The sequence below is a fragment of the Streptomyces sp. NPDC014764 genome (assembly GCF_043082785.1).
Lineage (GTDB): Bacteria > Actinomycetota > Actinomycetes > Streptomycetales > Streptomycetaceae > Streptomyces > Streptomyces althioticus.
On record NZ_JBIBXY010000020.1, the window covers coordinates 21,302 to 37,515 of the forward strand.

Sequence of the window (16,214 nt, forward strand, 5' to 3'; positions counted from 1 at the left end):
CGTCAGGCCGCCACCCGCAGCAGCAGCACGGTCCGCCCCGGCACCGTGACCGAGGTCCCCGCCGGGTACGTCACGTCCGGCGCTCCGCTCTGCTCCTCCCGCCCGGTGTCGACCACCACCTCGTACCGCTCCGCCCACGGGGACCCCGGCAGCGTGAAGTCCACCGGGTCCCCGCCCGCGTGCAGCACGGCCAGGAAACTGTCGTCGAGCACCGGCGCCCCCTGCTCGTCGCGCCCCGGGATGTCCCGCCCGGAGAGGTACATGCCGAGGGTGGCGGCCGGCGCGTACCAGTCGTCCTCGGTCATCTCCCGGCCGTGCGGGGTGAACCAGGCCAGGTCCCGCAGCCCGTCCGCCGAGTGCGCCCGGCCGGAGAAGAACGAGCGGCGGCGCAGCACCGGGTGCCGGTGGCGCAGCGCGATCAGCCGCGAGGTCAGCTCCAGCAGCGGCCGCCACTCCGGGTCGTCGCGCAGGCTCCAGTCCACCCAGCCGATCTCGTTGTCCTGGCAGTAGGCGTTGTTGTTGCCGCGCTGGGTGCGGCCCATCTCGTCGCCCGCCACCAGCATCGGCACGCCCGTCGACAGCAGGAGCGTGGTCAGCAGGTTCCGCAGCTGCCGCCGCCGCAGGGCGCGCACGTCGGGGTCGTCCGTCCCGCCCTCCGCGCCGCAGTTCCAGGACCGGTTGTCGTTCGTGCCGTCGCGGTTCCCCTCCCCGTTGGCCTCGTTGTGCTTGCGGTCGTACGACACCAGGTCGCGCAGGGTGAAACCGTCGTGCGCGGTGACGAAGTTGACCGAGGCGTACGGCCGCCGCCCGCCCCAGGCGTACAGGTCGCTGGACCCGGACAGCCGGTAGCCCATCTCCCGCACGTCGGGCAGCGCGTGGCGCCAGAAGTCCCGCACGGCGTCCCGGTAGCGGTCGTTCCACTCCGTCCACAGCGGCGGGAAGGCGCCCACCTGGTAGCCGCCGGAGCCGATGTCCCAGGGCTCCGCGATCAGCTTCACCCGGCGCAGCACCGGGTCCTGCGCGATCACCGCGAGGAACGGGGAGAGCATGTCGACGTCGTGCATGGAGCGGGCCAGCGCCGCCGCCAGGTCGAAGCGGAAGCCGTCGACGCCCATCTCCGTCACCCAGTAGCGCAGCGAGTCCGTGATCAGCCGCAGCACGTGCGGCTGCACCACGTGCAGGGTGTTGCCGCAGCCGGTGTAGTCGGCGTACCGGCGGGCGTCGGGCTGGAGGCGGTAGTAGCCACGGTTGTCGATGCCCTTCAGCGACAGCGTGGGGCCCAGCTCGCCCGCCTCGGCGGTGTGGTTGTAGACGACGTCGAGGATCACCTCGATGCCGGCCGCGTGCAGCGCGCGCACCATCCGCTTGAACTCGCCGACCTGCTGCCCCGCCGTCCCGGAGGCCGCGTAGGCGGCGTGCGGCGCGAAGTAGCCGACGGAGTTGTAGCCCCAGTAGTTGCGCAGGCCCCGGCGCAGCAGATGGTCCTCGTGCGCGAACTGGTGCACCGGCAGCAGCTCGACGGCCGTGACGCCCAGCTGCACCAGGTGCTCGATCGCCGCAGGGTGCGCGAGACCCGCGTAGGTGCCGCGCAGCTCCTCCGGGATGTCAGGGTGCCGCTTGGTGAAGCCGCGTACGTGCAGCTCGTAGATGACCGAGTCCGCCCACGGGGTCTTCGGCCGCCGGTCGTCCGCCCAGTCGTCGTCGTCATGGACGACCACGCCCTTCGGCACGTACGGCGCCGAGTCCCGGTCGTCGCGCACGGTGTCCGCGACATGCTGCTCCGGCCAGTCCCGGACGTGCCCGTACACCTCGGGCGGCAGCACGAAGTCCCCGTCCACGGCGCGCGCGTACGGGTCCAGCAGCAGCTTCGCCGGGTTCCAGCGCCCGCCCGTCCACGGGTCCCAGCGGCCGTGCACCCGGTAGCCGTACCGCTGCCCCGGCAGCACCCCCGGCACGAAGCCGTGCCAGATGCCGTGCGTCAACTCGGTCAGCCGGGCCCGGCTCTCCCGCCCGTGCCCGTCGAACAGGCACAGCTCCACGCCCTCCGCCCCGCCCGCCCAGAGCGCGAAGTTCGTCCCCGCCACCCCGTCCGGGCCGGTGCGGAACCGGGCGCCCAGCGGCGTCGGCCGGCCCGGCCGGACGGGCACCGTGGGCACGGGCGGCGCCGGCCGCGCGCCGTTCACGACGACGGCCGGGCGCCCGTCCCCGGTGGCCCGCTCTCCGGCCACCGCCTCCTGCTCGGCTGCGCTGGACACCTGTCAGCCTCCCGCGGCTCGTGGGGGACGACGGCGGACAGGGTGAGCCACGGCCCGTGCGGCCCGGCCGCGGCTCCCCGGTGCGTCGTCCTCCCACAGTTCTGCCCAGAGCGCGCCTCGCACTCACGTTTCCGCGAGGGGCGGCACGGTCGTTTCCGGAGGCGAGGCCCGTCGTTGGGTACCGCGTGAGGCACGTACAAGGGCGCGCACGGCGCGCGAGGGCCGCGCTGGCCGTCGTAGTGACATGGGCAGGACTGCTGACCGCGACCGCCGGGTGCAGCTCGGAGGGTCCCGTTCCGGGGGCGTTCGGGCCGCCGGGCAGCGGAGAGACCATCCAGGTGTCCCCGCACGACGGCAGCAAGGGCGTACGTCCCGGCGACCCGCTGCGGGTGCGGGTGGCCGAGGGCCGGCTGGAGTCGGTGAAGGCCGTCGTGTCGCAGGACGCGCGCGAGTCACCGGTCCAGGGCCGGATCTCCGACGACGGGCGCACCTGGAAGCCCGACGACGAACGGCTGGCGCTCGCCGCGAAGTACACCGTCGACGCGGTCGCCGTGGACGGCTCGGGACGCCGCTCCGCCCGGCACACCACGTTCACCACACACGTCCCGGAGGAACGCTTCATCGGCTACGTCGCCCCCGAGGACCGCTCCACCGTGGGCACCGGGATGATCGTCTCCCTGGAGTTCAACCGGAAGATCACCCGCCGCGCCGCCGTGGAACGCGCGGTCAGGGTCACGGCACGGCCCGCCGTCGAGATCCGCCCCCACTGGTTCGGCTCCACCCGCCTCGACTTCCGCCCCGAGGAGTACTGGAAGCCCGGTACCGAGGTCACCGTCGACCTGAACCTGCGCGACGTCGAGGGCGCGCCCGGCGTCTACGGCCTCCAGCGCCGCACCTTCACCTTCACCGTCGGCCGCAGCCAGGTGTCCGTGGTCGACGCCGCCGCCCACACCATGCGGGTGCGGCGGGACGGGGAACTGCTCGCCACCGTGCCGGTCACGGCGGGCGCGGCGAAGACGCCCACGTACAACGGCAAGATGGTGATCACCGAGATGCTCGAGGTCACCCGCATGAACAGCCGCACGGTCGGCTTCGGCGGCGAGTACGACATCCCCGACGTCCCGCACGCCATCCGGCTGACCAGCTCCGGCACCTTCCTGCACGGCAACTACTGGGCCGCGCCCGAGGTGTTCGGGAGCGGCAACGTCAGCCACGGCTGCGTCGGCCTGCGCGACGTGAAGGGCGGCAGCGCGGACACCCCGGCGGGCTGGTTCTTCGACCGCAGTCTGATCGGCGACGTCGTCGAGGTGGTCAACAGCAAGGACCGCACGGTCGCGCCGGACAACGGACTCGGCGGCTGGAACATGAACTGGAAGGAATGGAAGGCGGGCGGCGCGGTGAACCGCCGCTGACCGTACCCCCTCGGCCGGCCGTTGAACTTGGAACGGAACGGTGACAGAACCGCCGCCTTCCAGGCCCCTGGCCAGTGGTTACCATTCGCCGTGTGCGCGACAGGCGCGCTGGGGGGCCGGGTCCGGCCAGACCCGCCGAGGGGAGAAACAAGTGAACGTGGGGCCGATATCGGGGGCGTCGGTGGGCGCGCGGCGCGGCGGCGGGAAGCTGGCGGCGCTGGCACTCGGGTTGATGCTGGCGGTCACCGCCTGCGGCGGGGGATCGGAGCCGGGGTCCGCCTCGGACGACGGCAAGGGCAAGGGCAAGGACTCCGCCGCGGTACGCAGCACACAGTCCGAGGCGCGGGTGACCATCGCGCCGCGCGACGGCGCCGAGTCGGTGGAGACCAGCGGTGAGCTGAAGGTGACGGCCGCCCGGGGCAAGCTCACCGAGGTGGTCGTCAAGAACGCGAAGGGCAAGGCCGTCGAGGGCGCGATATCCAAGGACGGCGCCACCTGGACGCCGTCCACCCACCTCGCCGCCTCCACCGGTTACACCGTGCGCGCGGTCTCCGAGGACGCCGAGGGCCGCACCACCACGCAGAACTCCCGCTTCACCACCCTGACGCCGAAGGAGACGTTCGTCGGGCACTTCACCCCCGAGGACGGCTCCACCGTCGGCGTCGGCATGCCCTTCTCCCTCAACTTCACCCGGGGCATCACCAACCCCGACGACGTCGAGAAGGCCGTCCGTATCACCACCGAGCCGGCCGTCGAGGTCGAGGGCCACTGGTTCGGCAACGACCGCCTGGACTTCCGGCCGCAGACGTACTGGAAGGCCGGCACCAAGGTCACCGTCGACCTGAACCTCGACGGCGTCGAGGGCCGCGACGGCGTCTACGGCGAGCAGTCCAAGAAGGTCTCCTTCACCATCGGTCGCAGCCAGATCTCCGTGGTCGACGCCAAGAAGCACACCATGAAGGTGATCCGCGACGGCAAGGTGATCAAGAAGATCAAGGTCACCACCGGAGCCCCGGGCTACGAGACCTGGAACGGCAAGATGGTGATCAGTGAGAAGCACAAGGTCACCCGCATGAACGGCGACACCGTCGGCTACACCGGCGAGTACGACATCGAGGACGTCCCGCACGCCATGCGCCTGTCCACCTCCGGCACCTTCATCCACGGCAACTACTGGGGCGGCGACGCCTTCGGCAACAGCAACGAGAGCCACGGCTGTGTCGGTCTCCGGGACGTGAGGGGCGGCTGGGACAAGAAGGCCCCGGCAGCCTGGTTCTTCGACAACTCGATCATCGGGGACGTGGTCGAGGTCAAGAACAGCAACGACGGCGTCATCGCCCCGGACAACGGCCTCAACGGCTGGAACATGTCCTGGGAGAAGTGGAAGGCGTAGGGCCTCCGTTCGTCCTGCCCACGGCCCCGGTGCCCGCACCGGGGCCGTGGGCGTGTCCGGCACCGGAAGGGGGAGTGAGTGACGGCGCCGGACCACGACGGGTCAGTCACCGTGCTGTGCTTGCCCGGGGGGGAAGGGGACAACCCCCGGACCCCCGGCCGGGTGTGAGCCACCGCAGCGGAGCGAGTGCCGTTAGTCACCGTGCTGTGCTTGCCCGGGGACAACCCCCGGACCCCCGGCCGGGTGTGAGCCACCACACCGGAGCGAGTGCCGTTAGTCACCGTTAACCTGCTGGCATGACCGTACATCTCGAAGTCGCCGAGGGCGTCGGCACGCTGCGCCTGGACCGCCCGCCCATGAACGCGCTGGACGTCGCCACGCAGGACCGTCTGAAGGAGCTCGCCGAGGAGGCCACGCGCCGCGAGGACGTGCGCGCCGTGGTGATCTACGGCGGCGAGAAGGTGTTCGCGGCGGGCGCGGACATCAAGGAGATGCAGGCCATGGACCACACCGCGATGGTCCTGCGCGCCCGCGGGCTCCAGGACTCCTTCACCGCCGTGGCCCGTATCCCCAAGCCCGTCGTCGCCGCCGTCACCGGCTACGCGCTCGGCGGGGGCTGCGAGCTCGCCCTGTGCGCCGACTACCGGATCGCCGGGGAGAAGGCCAAGCTCGGCCAGCCGGAGATCCTGCTCGGCCTGATCCCGGGCGCGGGCGGCACCCAGCGGCTGGCCCGGCTCATCGGCCCGTCCAAGGCCAAGGACCTCATCTTCACCGGCCGCCAGGTGAAGGCCGACGAGGCGCTCGCCCTCGGCCTGGTGGACCGCGTGGTCCCCGCCGACGAGGTCTACACCCAGGCGCACGCCTGGGCGGCGAAGCTGGCGCAGGGGCCGGCGCTCGCGCTGCGGGCGGCCAAGGAGTCGGTCGACACCGGCCTGGAGACGGACATCGACACCGGGCTCGCGGTGGAGCGCAACTGGTTCGCCGGACTGTTCGCCACGGAGGACCGCGAGCGGGGCATGCGCAGCTTCGTGGAGGAGGGCCCCGGCAAGGCGAAGTTCCTGTGACGAGCAGTTGAAATCCCCGCAAGGGGCTTGCAGTTGACGCCATGTCTGATCCGGCCCTCTCGGCGGTACGCATTATGGGAGCCTTAACGCACCCTTAAGCCGTTTCCGTCGAGGGGGCCCGTCGATTGCCCGAGCACGAGTCGTTTCCGCAGGTCAAGCAGGTTTTCGGAGGCATCGACATGCCTGTGGCACATGCCGGAGGACCGGCGCTGGACGGGGGCGCACGGGGGGCGTATTCCCTCGGAACGGCCCCGGCCGTCCCGGCGTGCGGCCATGATGGGGCCATGGCGGGGCTGGAGGGCATGGAACAGCCGCGGGGAGACGGACGCGCCATCGCGTCACGCTGGTCGCCGACGGTCGAGGACGAACGTGCCGTGCACGCGCTGGAGGTGCACGGCGACCCCACGGAGGGCGAAGTTTCGCTCCCGTCCCTGCCCGAGTCCGCCGCCGTCGCCCGCAGGCTGGTCCAGATCGTCATCCTGCGCCGCTGGGGCCTGACCCCCAAGCTCACCGAGGACGCCGTGCTGCTCGTCTCGGAACTCGTCGGCAACGCCGTACGCCACACCGGGGCCCGCGCCTTCGGTCTGCGCATGCGGCACCGCAGGGGCTGGATCCGTGTCGAGGTCCGCGACCCGTCGCGCGCCCTGCCCTGTCTGATGCCGGTGCAGGAGATGGACATCAGCGGCCGCGGCCTGTTCCTGGTCGACAAACTCGCCGACCGCTGGGGCGTCGACCTCTTCTCCCACGGCAAGACCACCTGGTTCGAGATGCGCGTCGCGGACCGCTGACGCCCCCCGCCCCGAGGCATCCCGGAGGCACGCACCACCGTGCGGCTTGAGTCTCCACCCGCTGGAAGGCCCAGACTCCCCGACATGACCCACGACGGCACCGGGCTCCTCACCATCGGGGCGCTCGCCCGCGCCACCGGCCTCTCCGTGCGCACCATCCGCTACTGGTCCGACGAGGGCGCCCTGCCGCCCGTCGCGCGGTCCACGGGCGGCTACCGGCTCTACGACACCGGCTCGGTCGCCCGGCTGGAGCTCATCCGCACCTTGCGGGAACTGGGCCTCGGCCTCGACGACGTGCGCCGGGTGCTCACCGGCGAGACCACGGTCGCCCAGGTCGCGGCCGCGCACGTGGCCGCGCTGGACGCTCGGATCCGGTCGCTGAAGGTGACCCGCGCGGTGCTGTCGACCGTGGCCCGCAAGGGCTCGACCGCCGAGGAGACGACCCTGATGAACCGACTGGCCCGACTGTCCGCCGCCGAGCGCGCCCGCATCCTCGACGACTTCATGACCGAGATCTTCCAGGGTCTCCACACCGCGGACCCCGACATCCGGCAACGCCTGCGGTTCGCCGCGGCCGACCTGCCCGACGACCCCACGCCCGAGCAGGTGGACGCCTGGGTGGAACTGGCCGAGCTGATGCAGGACCCGGGGTTCCGGGCCGTCATGCGCAGGATGATCGAGTTCAACGCCGCCGACCGCGGTCCCGACGTGCCGGGCGGCAGTTCCCTGTGGTTCATGAGCCGCCTGATCCGCAGCGCAGGCGACGCCCTGCGCGACGGCGTCGAGCCGGCGACACCCCGCGCCGCGGCCGTGCTGCGCGACCTGATCGGCGACGCCGACCCGGCCGCCGTGCTGAAGCGTCTCGCCGCGGTGGCCGACCCGCGCCTCAACCGCTACCGCGAACTGTCCGCCGTGGTGAACGGATGGGACCGGCCCTCCGCTCACTCGGAGGAGTTCGGGTGGGTGGTCGCCGCACTGGAGGCGCGGACCGCCGGATAATCTTGCCCGCGTCAGTACCAGTACGAAAACGAGGGGCGGATCGGTGGCGGACATCGAGGAAGCACGCAAGCAGTTCGAGCGGATCGACACGAACGGGGACGGGTTCATCACCGCTGCCGAGTTCAAGACCGCGCTGGCCCAGGGCGGCGACTGGAACGTCACCGAGGCGGTCGCCGAGGCCGTCATCAAGTCGCGGGACCTCGACGGTGACAAGCTCCTGTCCTTCGACGAGTTCTGGGTCCACCTGAACAAGTAGGACCGGACGTTCCCCGGCGCCGGAGTTCCGGCGCCGGGGAACCGCGGACGCCGCGCGGGGCCCGTACGGGGCCGTACGGGCGAAAGCGCGAGGAATGGTCCGCCCGCCCGCGGGGTTGATGCCGATCATTGAGGTCTCCCCGGAAACCTCGGCGACATCGACCCCCGGAAAGGGCGAGGCGAGCAGACATGAAGATCGGCATCATCGGCGCGGGCAACATCGGCGGAAACCTCACGCGACGGCTCACGGCCCTCGGCCACGACGTGTCCGTCGCCAACTCCCGTGGCCCGCACACCCTGAAGGAACTCGCCGACGAGACCGGCGCGACGCCGGTGCGGGCCGAGGAGGCCGCGCGCGGCGCCGAGATCGCCGTCGTCACCGTACCGCTCAAGGCCGTGCCGGACCTGCCCTCCGGGCTGTTCGACGGCGCTGCCGACGGCCTGGTCGTCATCGACACCGGCAACTACTACCCGCAGCGCGACGGCAGGATCGCCGGCATCGAGGACGAGGGCCTCACCGAGAGCCGCTGGACGGCGCGCCAGATCGGCCACCCCGTCGTCAAGGCGTTCAACGGCACCTACGCCCAGGACCTGCTGGACCGCCACCGCCCCGCGGGCGACCCCGAGCGTATGGCCCTTCCCGTCGCCGGCGACGACGAGGCCGCCAAGCGCAAGGTCCGCGACCTGATCGAGGAACTGGGCTTCGACACCGTCGACGCGGGCGGCATCGACGACTCCTGGCGCCAGCAGCCCGGCACCCCCGTCTACGGCCTGCGCGGCAGCGTCGACGCCGTGACCCGCGCCCTCGCCGAGGCGTCCCCGGAGCGCCCGGAGGAGTTCCGCGGCTAGAGCCGCGCTTTCAGCCCCCCGCCCATTCCCGCAGCGCCGGCCCGCTGGAGAAGTCTGCCACGTTCTTGTCCAGCGGGTCGTCGGTGTACTGGTGGAAACGCCAGTCCGCCTGGATACGCGGTTTCCCGGCGGCGGCTGCGTAGTCGGCGATCCAGAGGCCGTCGCCCGCGTAGGAAGTGGTGTCGTAGGTCAGCCAGAAATGCCGGTTGCAGTAGAGCACGACCTTGTGATGGGGGCGGAGTTCCTTCACCTTGCGGATGAAGCGGTCCTTCTCGGAATTGCTCGCGTGCGAGCCGCCCCCCGTCGTCTCCCAGTCCACCGCGAGAATGTCCCCCCGTTCCTCGGGCGCCTTGCTGACGAAGTACTCGGCCTGTTCGGTGAGGTTCCCCGGCCAGAGGAAATGGTAGAAGCCGACGACCAGGCCGGCGTCCCGTCCCCTCTTGGTCTGGGCGGCCAGTTTCGGATTCACATACGAACGGCCTTCCGTCGCCTTGATGAAGACGAAGGAAAGGCCGTCCGTGTCGTACGAGGAGGACTGGTAGGAACTGACGTCGATGCCACGCAGCATGCAGGTTCTCCCGTGTGGTGCTGTGGGGGACGGGACTTGATGGTTCCCCGTTTCAACCTGCTTGACGCAAAGCCCTGTTCAGCGAGGCGTTTCCCGGCACCCGGCTCAGCACTCGATGATGTTCACCGCGAGCCCGCCGCGCGCGGTCTCCTTGTACTTCACCGACATGTCCGCCCCGGTCTCCTTCATGGTCTTGATGACCTTGTCCAGGGACACCTTGTGCGAGCCGTCGCCGCGCATCGCCATCCGCGCTGCGGTGACCGCCTTGACCGCGGCCATGCCGTTGCGCTCGATGCAGGGGATCTGGACGAGCCCGCCGACCGGGTCGCAGGTCAGCCCCAGGTTGTGCTCCATGCCGATCTCGGCCGCGTTCTCCACCTGCTCCGGGGAGCCGCCCAGCACCTCCGCGAGCGCGCCCGCCGCCATCGAGCAGGCGGAGCCCACCTCGCCCTGGCAGCCGACCTCGGCTCCGGAGATGGACGCGTTCTCCTTGAAGAGCATGCCGATGGCGCCCGCCGCGAGCAGGAAGCGGACCACGCCCTCCTCGTCGGCGCCCGGCACGAAGTTCATGTAGTAGTGCAGGACCGCCGGGATGATGCCGGCCGCGCCGTTCGTCGGGGCCGTGACGACCCGGCCGCCGGCCGCGTTCTCCTCGTTCACCGCCATCGCGTAGAGGGTGATCCACTCCATCGCGAGCGCCTGCGGGTCACCCTCGGAGCGCAGCTTGCGGGCGGTGGTGGCGGCCCGGCGGCGGACCTTCAGGCCGCCCGGCAGGATGCCCTCGCGGGTCATGCCGCGCTCCACGCAGGCCCGCATCACGCGCCAGATCTCCAGCAGCCCCTCGCGGATCTCCTCCTCGGTCCGCCAGGCGCGCTCGTTCTCCAGCATCAGCGCGGAGATCGACAGCCCGGTCTCCTTCGTGAGGCGGAGCAGCTCGTCACCGGTGCGGAAGGGGTACTTCAGCACGGTGTCGTCCAGCACGATGCGGTCCGCGCCCACGGCGTCCTCGTCGACGACGAAACCGCCGCCCACCGAGTAGTACGTCTTGGCCAGCAGCTCGGCGCCCGAGGAGTCGTACGCCCACAGCGTCATGCCGTTGGCGTGGTAGGGGAGCGCCTTGCGGCGGTGCAGCACCAGGTCGTCGTCGTAGGAGAAGCCGATCTCGTGCTCGCCGAGCAGCCGGATCCGGCCGCCGTCCTTGATCTTCTCCACGCGCTCGTCGGCCGACTCCACGTCCACCGTGCGGGGCGAGTCGCCCTCCAGGCCGAGCAGCACCGCCTTGGGCGTGCCGTGTCCGTGCCCGGTGGCGCCCAGGGAGCCGTACAGCTCCGCCCGCACGGAGGCGACGGAGTCCAGGACGTCCTCGTTGCGCAGCCGCCGGGCGAACATGCGGGCCGCCCGCATCGGGCCGACCGTGTGCGAGCTGGACGGGCCGATGCCGATCGAGAACAGGTCGAAGACCGAGATGGCCACGGGAGGACTCCTCAGGGTTCGGCGGACGGCGCTGTCCACCGGGGGAAGGGCGGTTCACTGGGTCGGGCGGGGTGCTGAATCGTTCATGCGGTGCATGGGGCGGGGCACCGCGCCCACCGACCCAGTGTGCGCGATGCCCCGTACGTCTGTACAAAAAGCGGAACGAATTACCGCAGGCCGGGGTACAGCGGATGCTTCGCGGCCAGCGCCGTGACCCGGCCCCGGAGCGCCTCGGCGTCGTACGACGGCTTCAGCGCCTCGGCGATCACGTCCGCGACCTCGGCGAAGTCCTCGGCCGTGAAGCCGCGGGTGGCGAGGGCGGGCGTGCCGATCCGCAGACCCGAGGTGACCATCGGCGGGCGCGGGTCGTTCGGGATCGCGTTCCGGTTGACGGTGATGCCGACCTCGTGCAGCCGGTCCTCGGCCTGCTGGCCGTCCAGTTCCGAGTTCCGCAGGTCCACCAGGACGAGGTGCACGTCCGTGCCGCCGGACAGCACGTCCACGCCCACGGCCTTCACGTCGCCCTGCACCAGACGCTCGGCCAGGATGCGGGCGCCCTCCAGGGTGCGGCGCTGGCGCTCCTTGAACTCCTCCGAGGCGCAGACCTTGAAGGCGACCGCCTTGGCGGCGACCACGTGCTCCAGCGGACCGCCCTGCTGGCCCGGGAAGACGGCGGAGTTGATCTTCTTGGCCAGCTCGGCCGTGGAGAGGATCACACCGCCGCGCGGACCGCCGAGGGTCTTGTGCGTGGTGGTCGTCACGACGTGGGCGTGCGGGACCGGGTTCGGGTGCAGGCCCGCGGCGACCAGACCGGCGAAGTGCGCCATGTCGACCATCAGGTACGCGCCGACCTCGTCCGCGATCCTGCGGAACGCGGCGAAGTCGAGCTGGCGCGGGTACGCCGACCAGCCGGCGACGATCAGCTTCGGCTTGTTCTCCTTGGCCAGGCGCTCGACCTCGGCCATGTCGACCTGGCCGTCGTCGCCCACGTGGTACGCGACCACGTTGTAGAGCTTGCCGGAGAAGTTGATCTTCATGCCATGGGTCAGGTGCCCGCCGTGCGCGAGGTTCAGACCCATGATCGTGTCGCCCGGCTTGAGCAGCGCGAACATCGCGGCCGCGTTGGCCTGGGCGCCCGAGTGCGGCTGGACGTTGGCGTGCTCGGCGCCGAACAGCTCCTTCACCCGGTCGATGGCGATCTGCTCGATCACGTCGACGTGCTCGCAGCCGCCGTAGTAGCGGCGGCCGGGGTAGCCCTCGGCGTACTTGTTGGTCAGGACAGAGCCCTGGGCCTCCATGACCGCGACCGGGGCGAAGTTCTCCGAGGCGATCATCTCGAGGGTGGACTGCTGCCGGTGCAGCTCGGCGTCGACCGCGGCGGCCACCGCCGGGTCGAGCTCGTGCAGCGGCGTGTTCAGAAGCGACATACGGATCCGGCTCCTCAGCCCGCGACGAACGCGTCGTACTCGGCGGCGGACAGCAGGTCGGCCGGCTCGTCGGTCACCCGCACCTTGAACAGCCAGCCGCCCTCGAAGGGGGCCGAGTTCACGAGCGCCGGGTCGTTCACCACGTCCTCGTTGACCTCGGTGATCTCGCCGGAGACGGGGGAGTACAGGTCACTCACGGACTTGGTGGACTCCAGCTCGCCGCAGGTCTCGCCCGCGGTCACCGTGTCACCGACCTCGGGGAGCTGGACGAAGACCACGTCGCCGAGCGCGTTGGCCGCGTGCTCCGTGATGCCGACCGTCGACACGCCGTCCTCGGCGGCCGACAGCCACTCGTGCTCCTTGCTGTAGCGCAGCTGCTGGGGGTTGCTCATGGCCTGAATTCTCCTGTACGCGGGAAACTGCTGATGACGGGGAGGGCGCGGGACGCGGCCGGACGGGTGGGACACCCGGGCCACGGACGCGCGGGGACGGCCCGGGGGCTGCCTACGACGGTGTCACTTCTGCCGCTTGTAGAACGGCAGCGCCACGACGTCGTACGGCTCGTGGCTGCCGCGGATGTCCACACCGACGCCCTCGGCGCCCGGCTCCGCGTGGCCCGCGTCGACGTAGGCCATGGCGATCGGCCTGCCCAGGATGGGGGAGGGAGCGCCGGAGGTGACCTCGCCGATCTTCTCGCCCCCGGCGACCACCGCGTACCCGGCGCGGGGCACCCGGCGGCCGTGGGCGACCAGGCCGACCAGGACGCGCGGCGGGTTCTTCCCGGCGCGTTCGGCGGCCTCGGCGAGGGCGGCGCGGCCCACGAAGTCGCCCTCCTTCTCGAACTTCACGACCCGGCCGAGACCGGCGTCGAAGGGCGTGAGGGAGGTGCTCAGCTCGTTGCCGTACAGCGGCATGCCCGCCTCCAGGCGGAGCGTGTCCCGGCAGGACAGACCGCACGGGACCAGGCCGTGGCTCTCGCCCGCCTTGGTGAGCGCCTGCCACAGCTCCACGGCGTGCTCCGGCTTCACGAACAGCTCGAAGCCGTCCTCGCCGGTGTAGCCGGTGCGGGCGATCAGCGCGGGGACCCCGGCCACGGTGCCCGGCAGACCGGCGTAGTACTTCAGGCCGTCCAGGTCGGCGTCGGTGAGGGACCGCAGGATCGCCGGGGACTCGGGGCCCTGCACCGCCAGCAGCGCGTAGGCGTCGCGGTCGTCGCGCACCTCGGCGTCGAAGCCCGCGGCCCGCTCGGTCAGCGCGTCCAGGACCACCTGGGCGTTGGAGGCGTTGGCCACGACCATGTACTCGGCGTCGCCCAGCCGGTAGACGATCAGGTCGTCCAGGATGCCGCCGTCCTCACGGCAGATCATGGTGTAGCGGGCGCGGCCAGGCTTCACGCCCGAGATGTTGCCGACCAGCGCGAAGTCCAGCAGCGCGGCGGCCTGCGGGCCGGTGACCGCGATCTCGCCCATGTGCGAGAGGTCGAACAGGCCGGCCCTCGTGCGCACGGCGTTGTGCTCGTCCCGCTCGGAGCCGTAGCGCAGGGGCATGTCCCAGCCGGCGAAGTCGGTCATCGTCGCGCCGAGCGACCGATGCAGGGCATCGAGCGCGGTGCGGCGGGGTTCGTTACTGCTCATCGGTCGGTCTCCCAAAGGGGCATGACAGCGAGGTCGTTCCTCCCCATCTGTCATCGGAACCTGAGAGGTTCGTCATGACCACCGGTGACACGGCGGTCAGGACTTGCACCTTGGGTGGGGCCCCGGAGCACTGCCACGGCGGCCCGCTTTTCAGATGTGCCTCGCCCGCGCGGTAACGGTGCCTGAGAGATTCAAGGGAGGGACTTGCTCCTTCGGCGCCCCGGCGGCACACGGTGCCGGGGACTCTCCCGCGCGGATTCAAACGGCCGGTATGCAGTTGGCGGGCACATCATTGCACGCATCGCGGGACACCGGCAGGGGGACCCTTGCCGGGCGTGCACCGCTCGTGCAGGCTCGGTCACAGGGAGCTGTGACAGGCCTGTATCGGTATGTGCACGCAACCGAGAGCGACCTGGCATTACCTTCTCTTTACACGCTGCGGGGATCGGACCCCATATCCGGTTCCAGGGGGAGGACGACCACGGTGAACAGGCCCACGGCGTACGCCGGCACCACAGACGTGGCGCTGCCGCCGCAGCACGCGCACCGGGCCGGCGGGGCCCGTCACGCGGCGCCCGCCCCCCTCGTCCAGGACCTGCGCGCCAGATCCGGACGCAGCCCGCGCGCGCTGCTCTTCGGCCCCCGTGACCTCGTCGTCGTCACCGGACTGCCCGGCAGCGGCAAATCCACGCTGATGCGGCGCACGGTGCACGAGGACCGCGTCGACTCCCAGGACGCCCGCGACCGCTGGGACCGCCGCGTGCCCCGCCTGCTGCCGTACGCGGTGTACCGCCCGCTGGTCCGGCTCGCCCACTACGCCGGGCTGCGCCGCGTGCTGCGCTCCGGCCGGCCCGTCGTCGTGCACGACTGCGGCACCCAGGCCTGGGTGCGGCGCTGGCTGGCCCGCGAAGCCCGCCGCCGCGGGGCCGCACTGCACCTGCTGCTCCTCGACGTCCGGCCCGAAGAGGCCCTGGCCGGGCAGTTGGAGCGCGGCCGTGGCGTCTCGCGCTACGCCTTCCGCCGGCACCGCACGGCGTGCGGACGGCTGCTGGACGCGGTGGAGTCCGGCCGGGTGCCGGAGGGCTGCGCCTCGGCGGTGCTCGTGGACCGGGACGCCGCGAACGCACTGCGCCGGATCGGCTTCACCGGATGACCGGCTAGCCTTTCCGCCAAGCAGTGGCATCAGGCAGACGGTGGGCGACAGATGGACTTCCCGGCGGACAACCCGGAGCGGACGCACTTCCACCCGCACGGCGGGTGGCCAGGCAACGAACTGGAGGAGGCGCTCTCCGCATCCCTCGGCGTCCCCTCCGCGGGAGCCCGGATCGTCGAGGTCCTCGGCCGCAGCTTCGTCTGGGTGCCCCTGCCCAACGGCGGCGGCCCGCACAGCGGCCCCCTCGACCTGCCCACCGTGGACCTGGACGGCCAGGCCTACGTGCCGGTCTTCAGCTCCGAGGAGCAGTTCCGCCAGGTCGTCGGCGCCCACATGGGCTGCACCATCGCGCCCGCCGTGGAATTCGCCCGCGGACTGCCCCCGCAGGCCGGCGTCGTGGTCAACCCGGGCGGCACGGTCGCCGTCCCGCTGCCGCCGGCCGCGGTGGCCGAGCTGTGCCGGGCCGGGCGCACCCCGCTCGACGGCGCGGCGAGCGGCGGCCGGGTCCGGCTGTTCGAACCGGACTGGCAGGACGACCCGGTGGACTTCCTCGCCGCCGCCTCGCAGGAGTTCGACGCCCTCGGCGTGGTGGCGACCGCCCGCCGCTGCCTGGCCGCCGTCGAGACGGCCGACCCCGTGCTGTTCGTCGGCGTGGAGCTGCTGCACTGGGAGGGCGACCCGCGTGCGCTGCCGCTGGACGCCCTCGGCCGGGCGCTGGGCCGCAGCCCCGCCCGCTGGCCGGTCAACCTCGTCGTCCTCGACGTGGCCCAGGACCCGGTCGCCGACTGGCTGCGCGCCAAGGTCCGCCCCTTCTACCAGCGCGCCTGACGCGCCCCTGATCCGCCGCGGGCCCTCGCCTTCCGCGCACTGGCCGCAGACCGCCGGAGGCCGTCGGCTTAAGCTAGGGAGCATTGGCCGGGAGGGTGTTGTACGGAGGGGCGATA

The 16,214-nt window shown here is 71.7% G+C and carries 15 protein-coding genes and 1 riboswitch; of the genes, 9 read left to right on the forward strand and 6 right to left on the reverse strand.

The window, feature by feature from the left end:
* Positions 1-2: 2 nt before the first annotated feature.
* Entirely contained in the window at positions 3-2,255 is a 2,253-nt protein-coding gene (gene glgX / locus ACF1AG_RS30245) for a glycogen debranching protein GlgX (protein ID WP_359603557.1), read from the reverse strand.
* Between the two features lie 185 nt (positions 2,256-2,440).
* Between glgX and ACF1AG_RS30250 the strand changes: the two genes are divergently transcribed.
* The 7 genes from ACF1AG_RS30250 (at position 2,441) to ACF1AG_RS30280 (ending at position 9,015) form a co-directional block, all read left to right on the forward strand.
* A complete protein-coding gene (locus ACF1AG_RS30250) occupies positions 2,441-3,667 on the forward strand; it encodes an Ig-like domain-containing protein (protein WP_359603559.1) in 1,227 nt (408 codons plus the stop codon).
* Positions 3,668-3,818: 151 nt separating this feature from the next.
* Positions 3,819-5,060 (forward strand): Ig-like domain-containing protein, encoded by a 1,242-nt coding sequence (locus ACF1AG_RS30255; RefSeq protein WP_391810707.1) that lies wholly within the window; start codon positions 3,819-3,821, stop codon positions 5,058-5,060.
* A gap of 296 nt (positions 5,061-5,356) precedes the next feature.
* Complete coding sequence (locus tag ACF1AG_RS30260) at positions 5,357-6,124, forward strand: enoyl-CoA hydratase/isomerase family protein (protein ID WP_391810708.1); 768 nt, start codon at positions 5,357-5,359, stop codon at positions 6,122-6,124.
* Between the two features lie 179 nt (positions 6,125-6,303).
* Complete coding sequence (locus ACF1AG_RS30265; protein WP_359603565.1) at positions 6,304-6,912, forward strand: ATP-binding protein; 609 nt, start codon at positions 6,304-6,306, stop codon at positions 6,910-6,912.
* A gap of 84 nt (positions 6,913-6,996) precedes the next feature.
* Positions 6,997-7,911: a MerR family transcriptional regulator gene (locus ACF1AG_RS30270; protein ID WP_359603567.1), complete on the forward strand. Its 915-nt coding sequence runs from the start codon at positions 6,997-6,999 to the stop codon at positions 7,909-7,911.
* Positions 7,912-7,954: 43 nt separating this feature from the next.
* Positions 7,955-8,167: an EF-hand domain-containing protein gene (locus tag ACF1AG_RS30275; protein ID WP_048459848.1), complete on the forward strand. Its 213-nt coding sequence runs from the start codon at positions 7,955-7,957 to the stop codon at positions 8,165-8,167.
* A 128-nt stretch (positions 8,168-8,295) separates the two neighbouring features.
* Positions 8,296-9,015, forward strand: coding sequence for an NAD(P)-binding domain-containing protein (locus ACF1AG_RS30280; protein ID WP_359601835.1), 720 nt, complete (start codon positions 8,296-8,298; stop codon positions 9,013-9,015).
* Between the two features lie 10 nt (positions 9,016-9,025).
* Here the strand turns inward: ACF1AG_RS30280 and ACF1AG_RS30285 are convergent, their stop codons facing one another.
* The 5 genes from ACF1AG_RS30285 to gcvT form a co-directional block, all read right to left on the reverse strand.
* Complete coding sequence (locus ACF1AG_RS30285; protein ID WP_359601834.1) at positions 9,026-9,583, reverse strand: glycoside hydrolase family 25 protein; 558 nt, start codon at positions 9,581-9,583, stop codon at positions 9,026-9,028.
* 105 nt (positions 9,584-9,688) lie between these two features.
* Positions 9,689-11,056 carry an L-serine ammonia-lyase gene (locus ACF1AG_RS30290; protein WP_359601833.1) on the reverse strand — a complete coding sequence of 456 codons (1,368 nt, stop codon included), beginning with the start codon at positions 11,054-11,056 and terminating at the stop codon, positions 9,689-9,691.
* A 167-nt stretch (positions 11,057-11,223) separates the two neighbouring features.
* A complete protein-coding gene (gene glyA / locus ACF1AG_RS30295; protein ID WP_359751418.1) occupies positions 11,224-12,483 on the reverse strand; it encodes a serine hydroxymethyltransferase in 1,260 nt (419 codons plus the stop codon).
* A 14-nt stretch (positions 12,484-12,497) separates the two neighbouring features.
* Positions 12,498-12,875 (reverse strand): glycine cleavage system protein GcvH, encoded by a 378-nt coding sequence (gcvH, locus tag ACF1AG_RS30300; protein ID WP_359601831.1) that lies wholly within the window; start codon positions 12,873-12,875, stop codon positions 12,498-12,500.
* Positions 12,876-12,998: 123 nt separating this feature from the next.
* Entirely contained in the window at positions 12,999-14,117 is a 1,119-nt protein-coding gene (gene gcvT / locus ACF1AG_RS30305; protein WP_391810709.1) for a glycine cleavage system aminomethyltransferase GcvT, read from the reverse strand.
* A gap of 160 nt (positions 14,118-14,277) precedes the next feature.
* A riboswitch (glycine riboswitch) is annotated at positions 14,278-14,378 on the reverse strand.
* 223 nt (positions 14,379-14,601) lie between these two features.
* Between gcvT and ACF1AG_RS30310 the strand changes: the two genes are divergently transcribed.
* Together ACF1AG_RS30310 and ACF1AG_RS30315 are read left to right on the forward strand one after the other, a co-directional pair.
* Positions 14,602-15,270, forward strand: a complete 669-nt coding sequence (locus ACF1AG_RS30310; RefSeq protein ID WP_359601829.1) for an AAA family ATPase — start codon at positions 14,602-14,604, stop codon at positions 15,268-15,270.
* A 51-nt stretch (positions 15,271-15,321) separates the two neighbouring features.
* Positions 15,322-16,098 carry an enhanced serine sensitivity protein SseB gene (locus tag ACF1AG_RS30315; protein WP_359601828.1) on the forward strand — a complete coding sequence of 259 codons (777 nt, stop codon included), beginning with the start codon at positions 15,322-15,324 and terminating at the stop codon, positions 16,096-16,098.
* Positions 16,099-16,214: the final 116 nt, after the last annotated feature.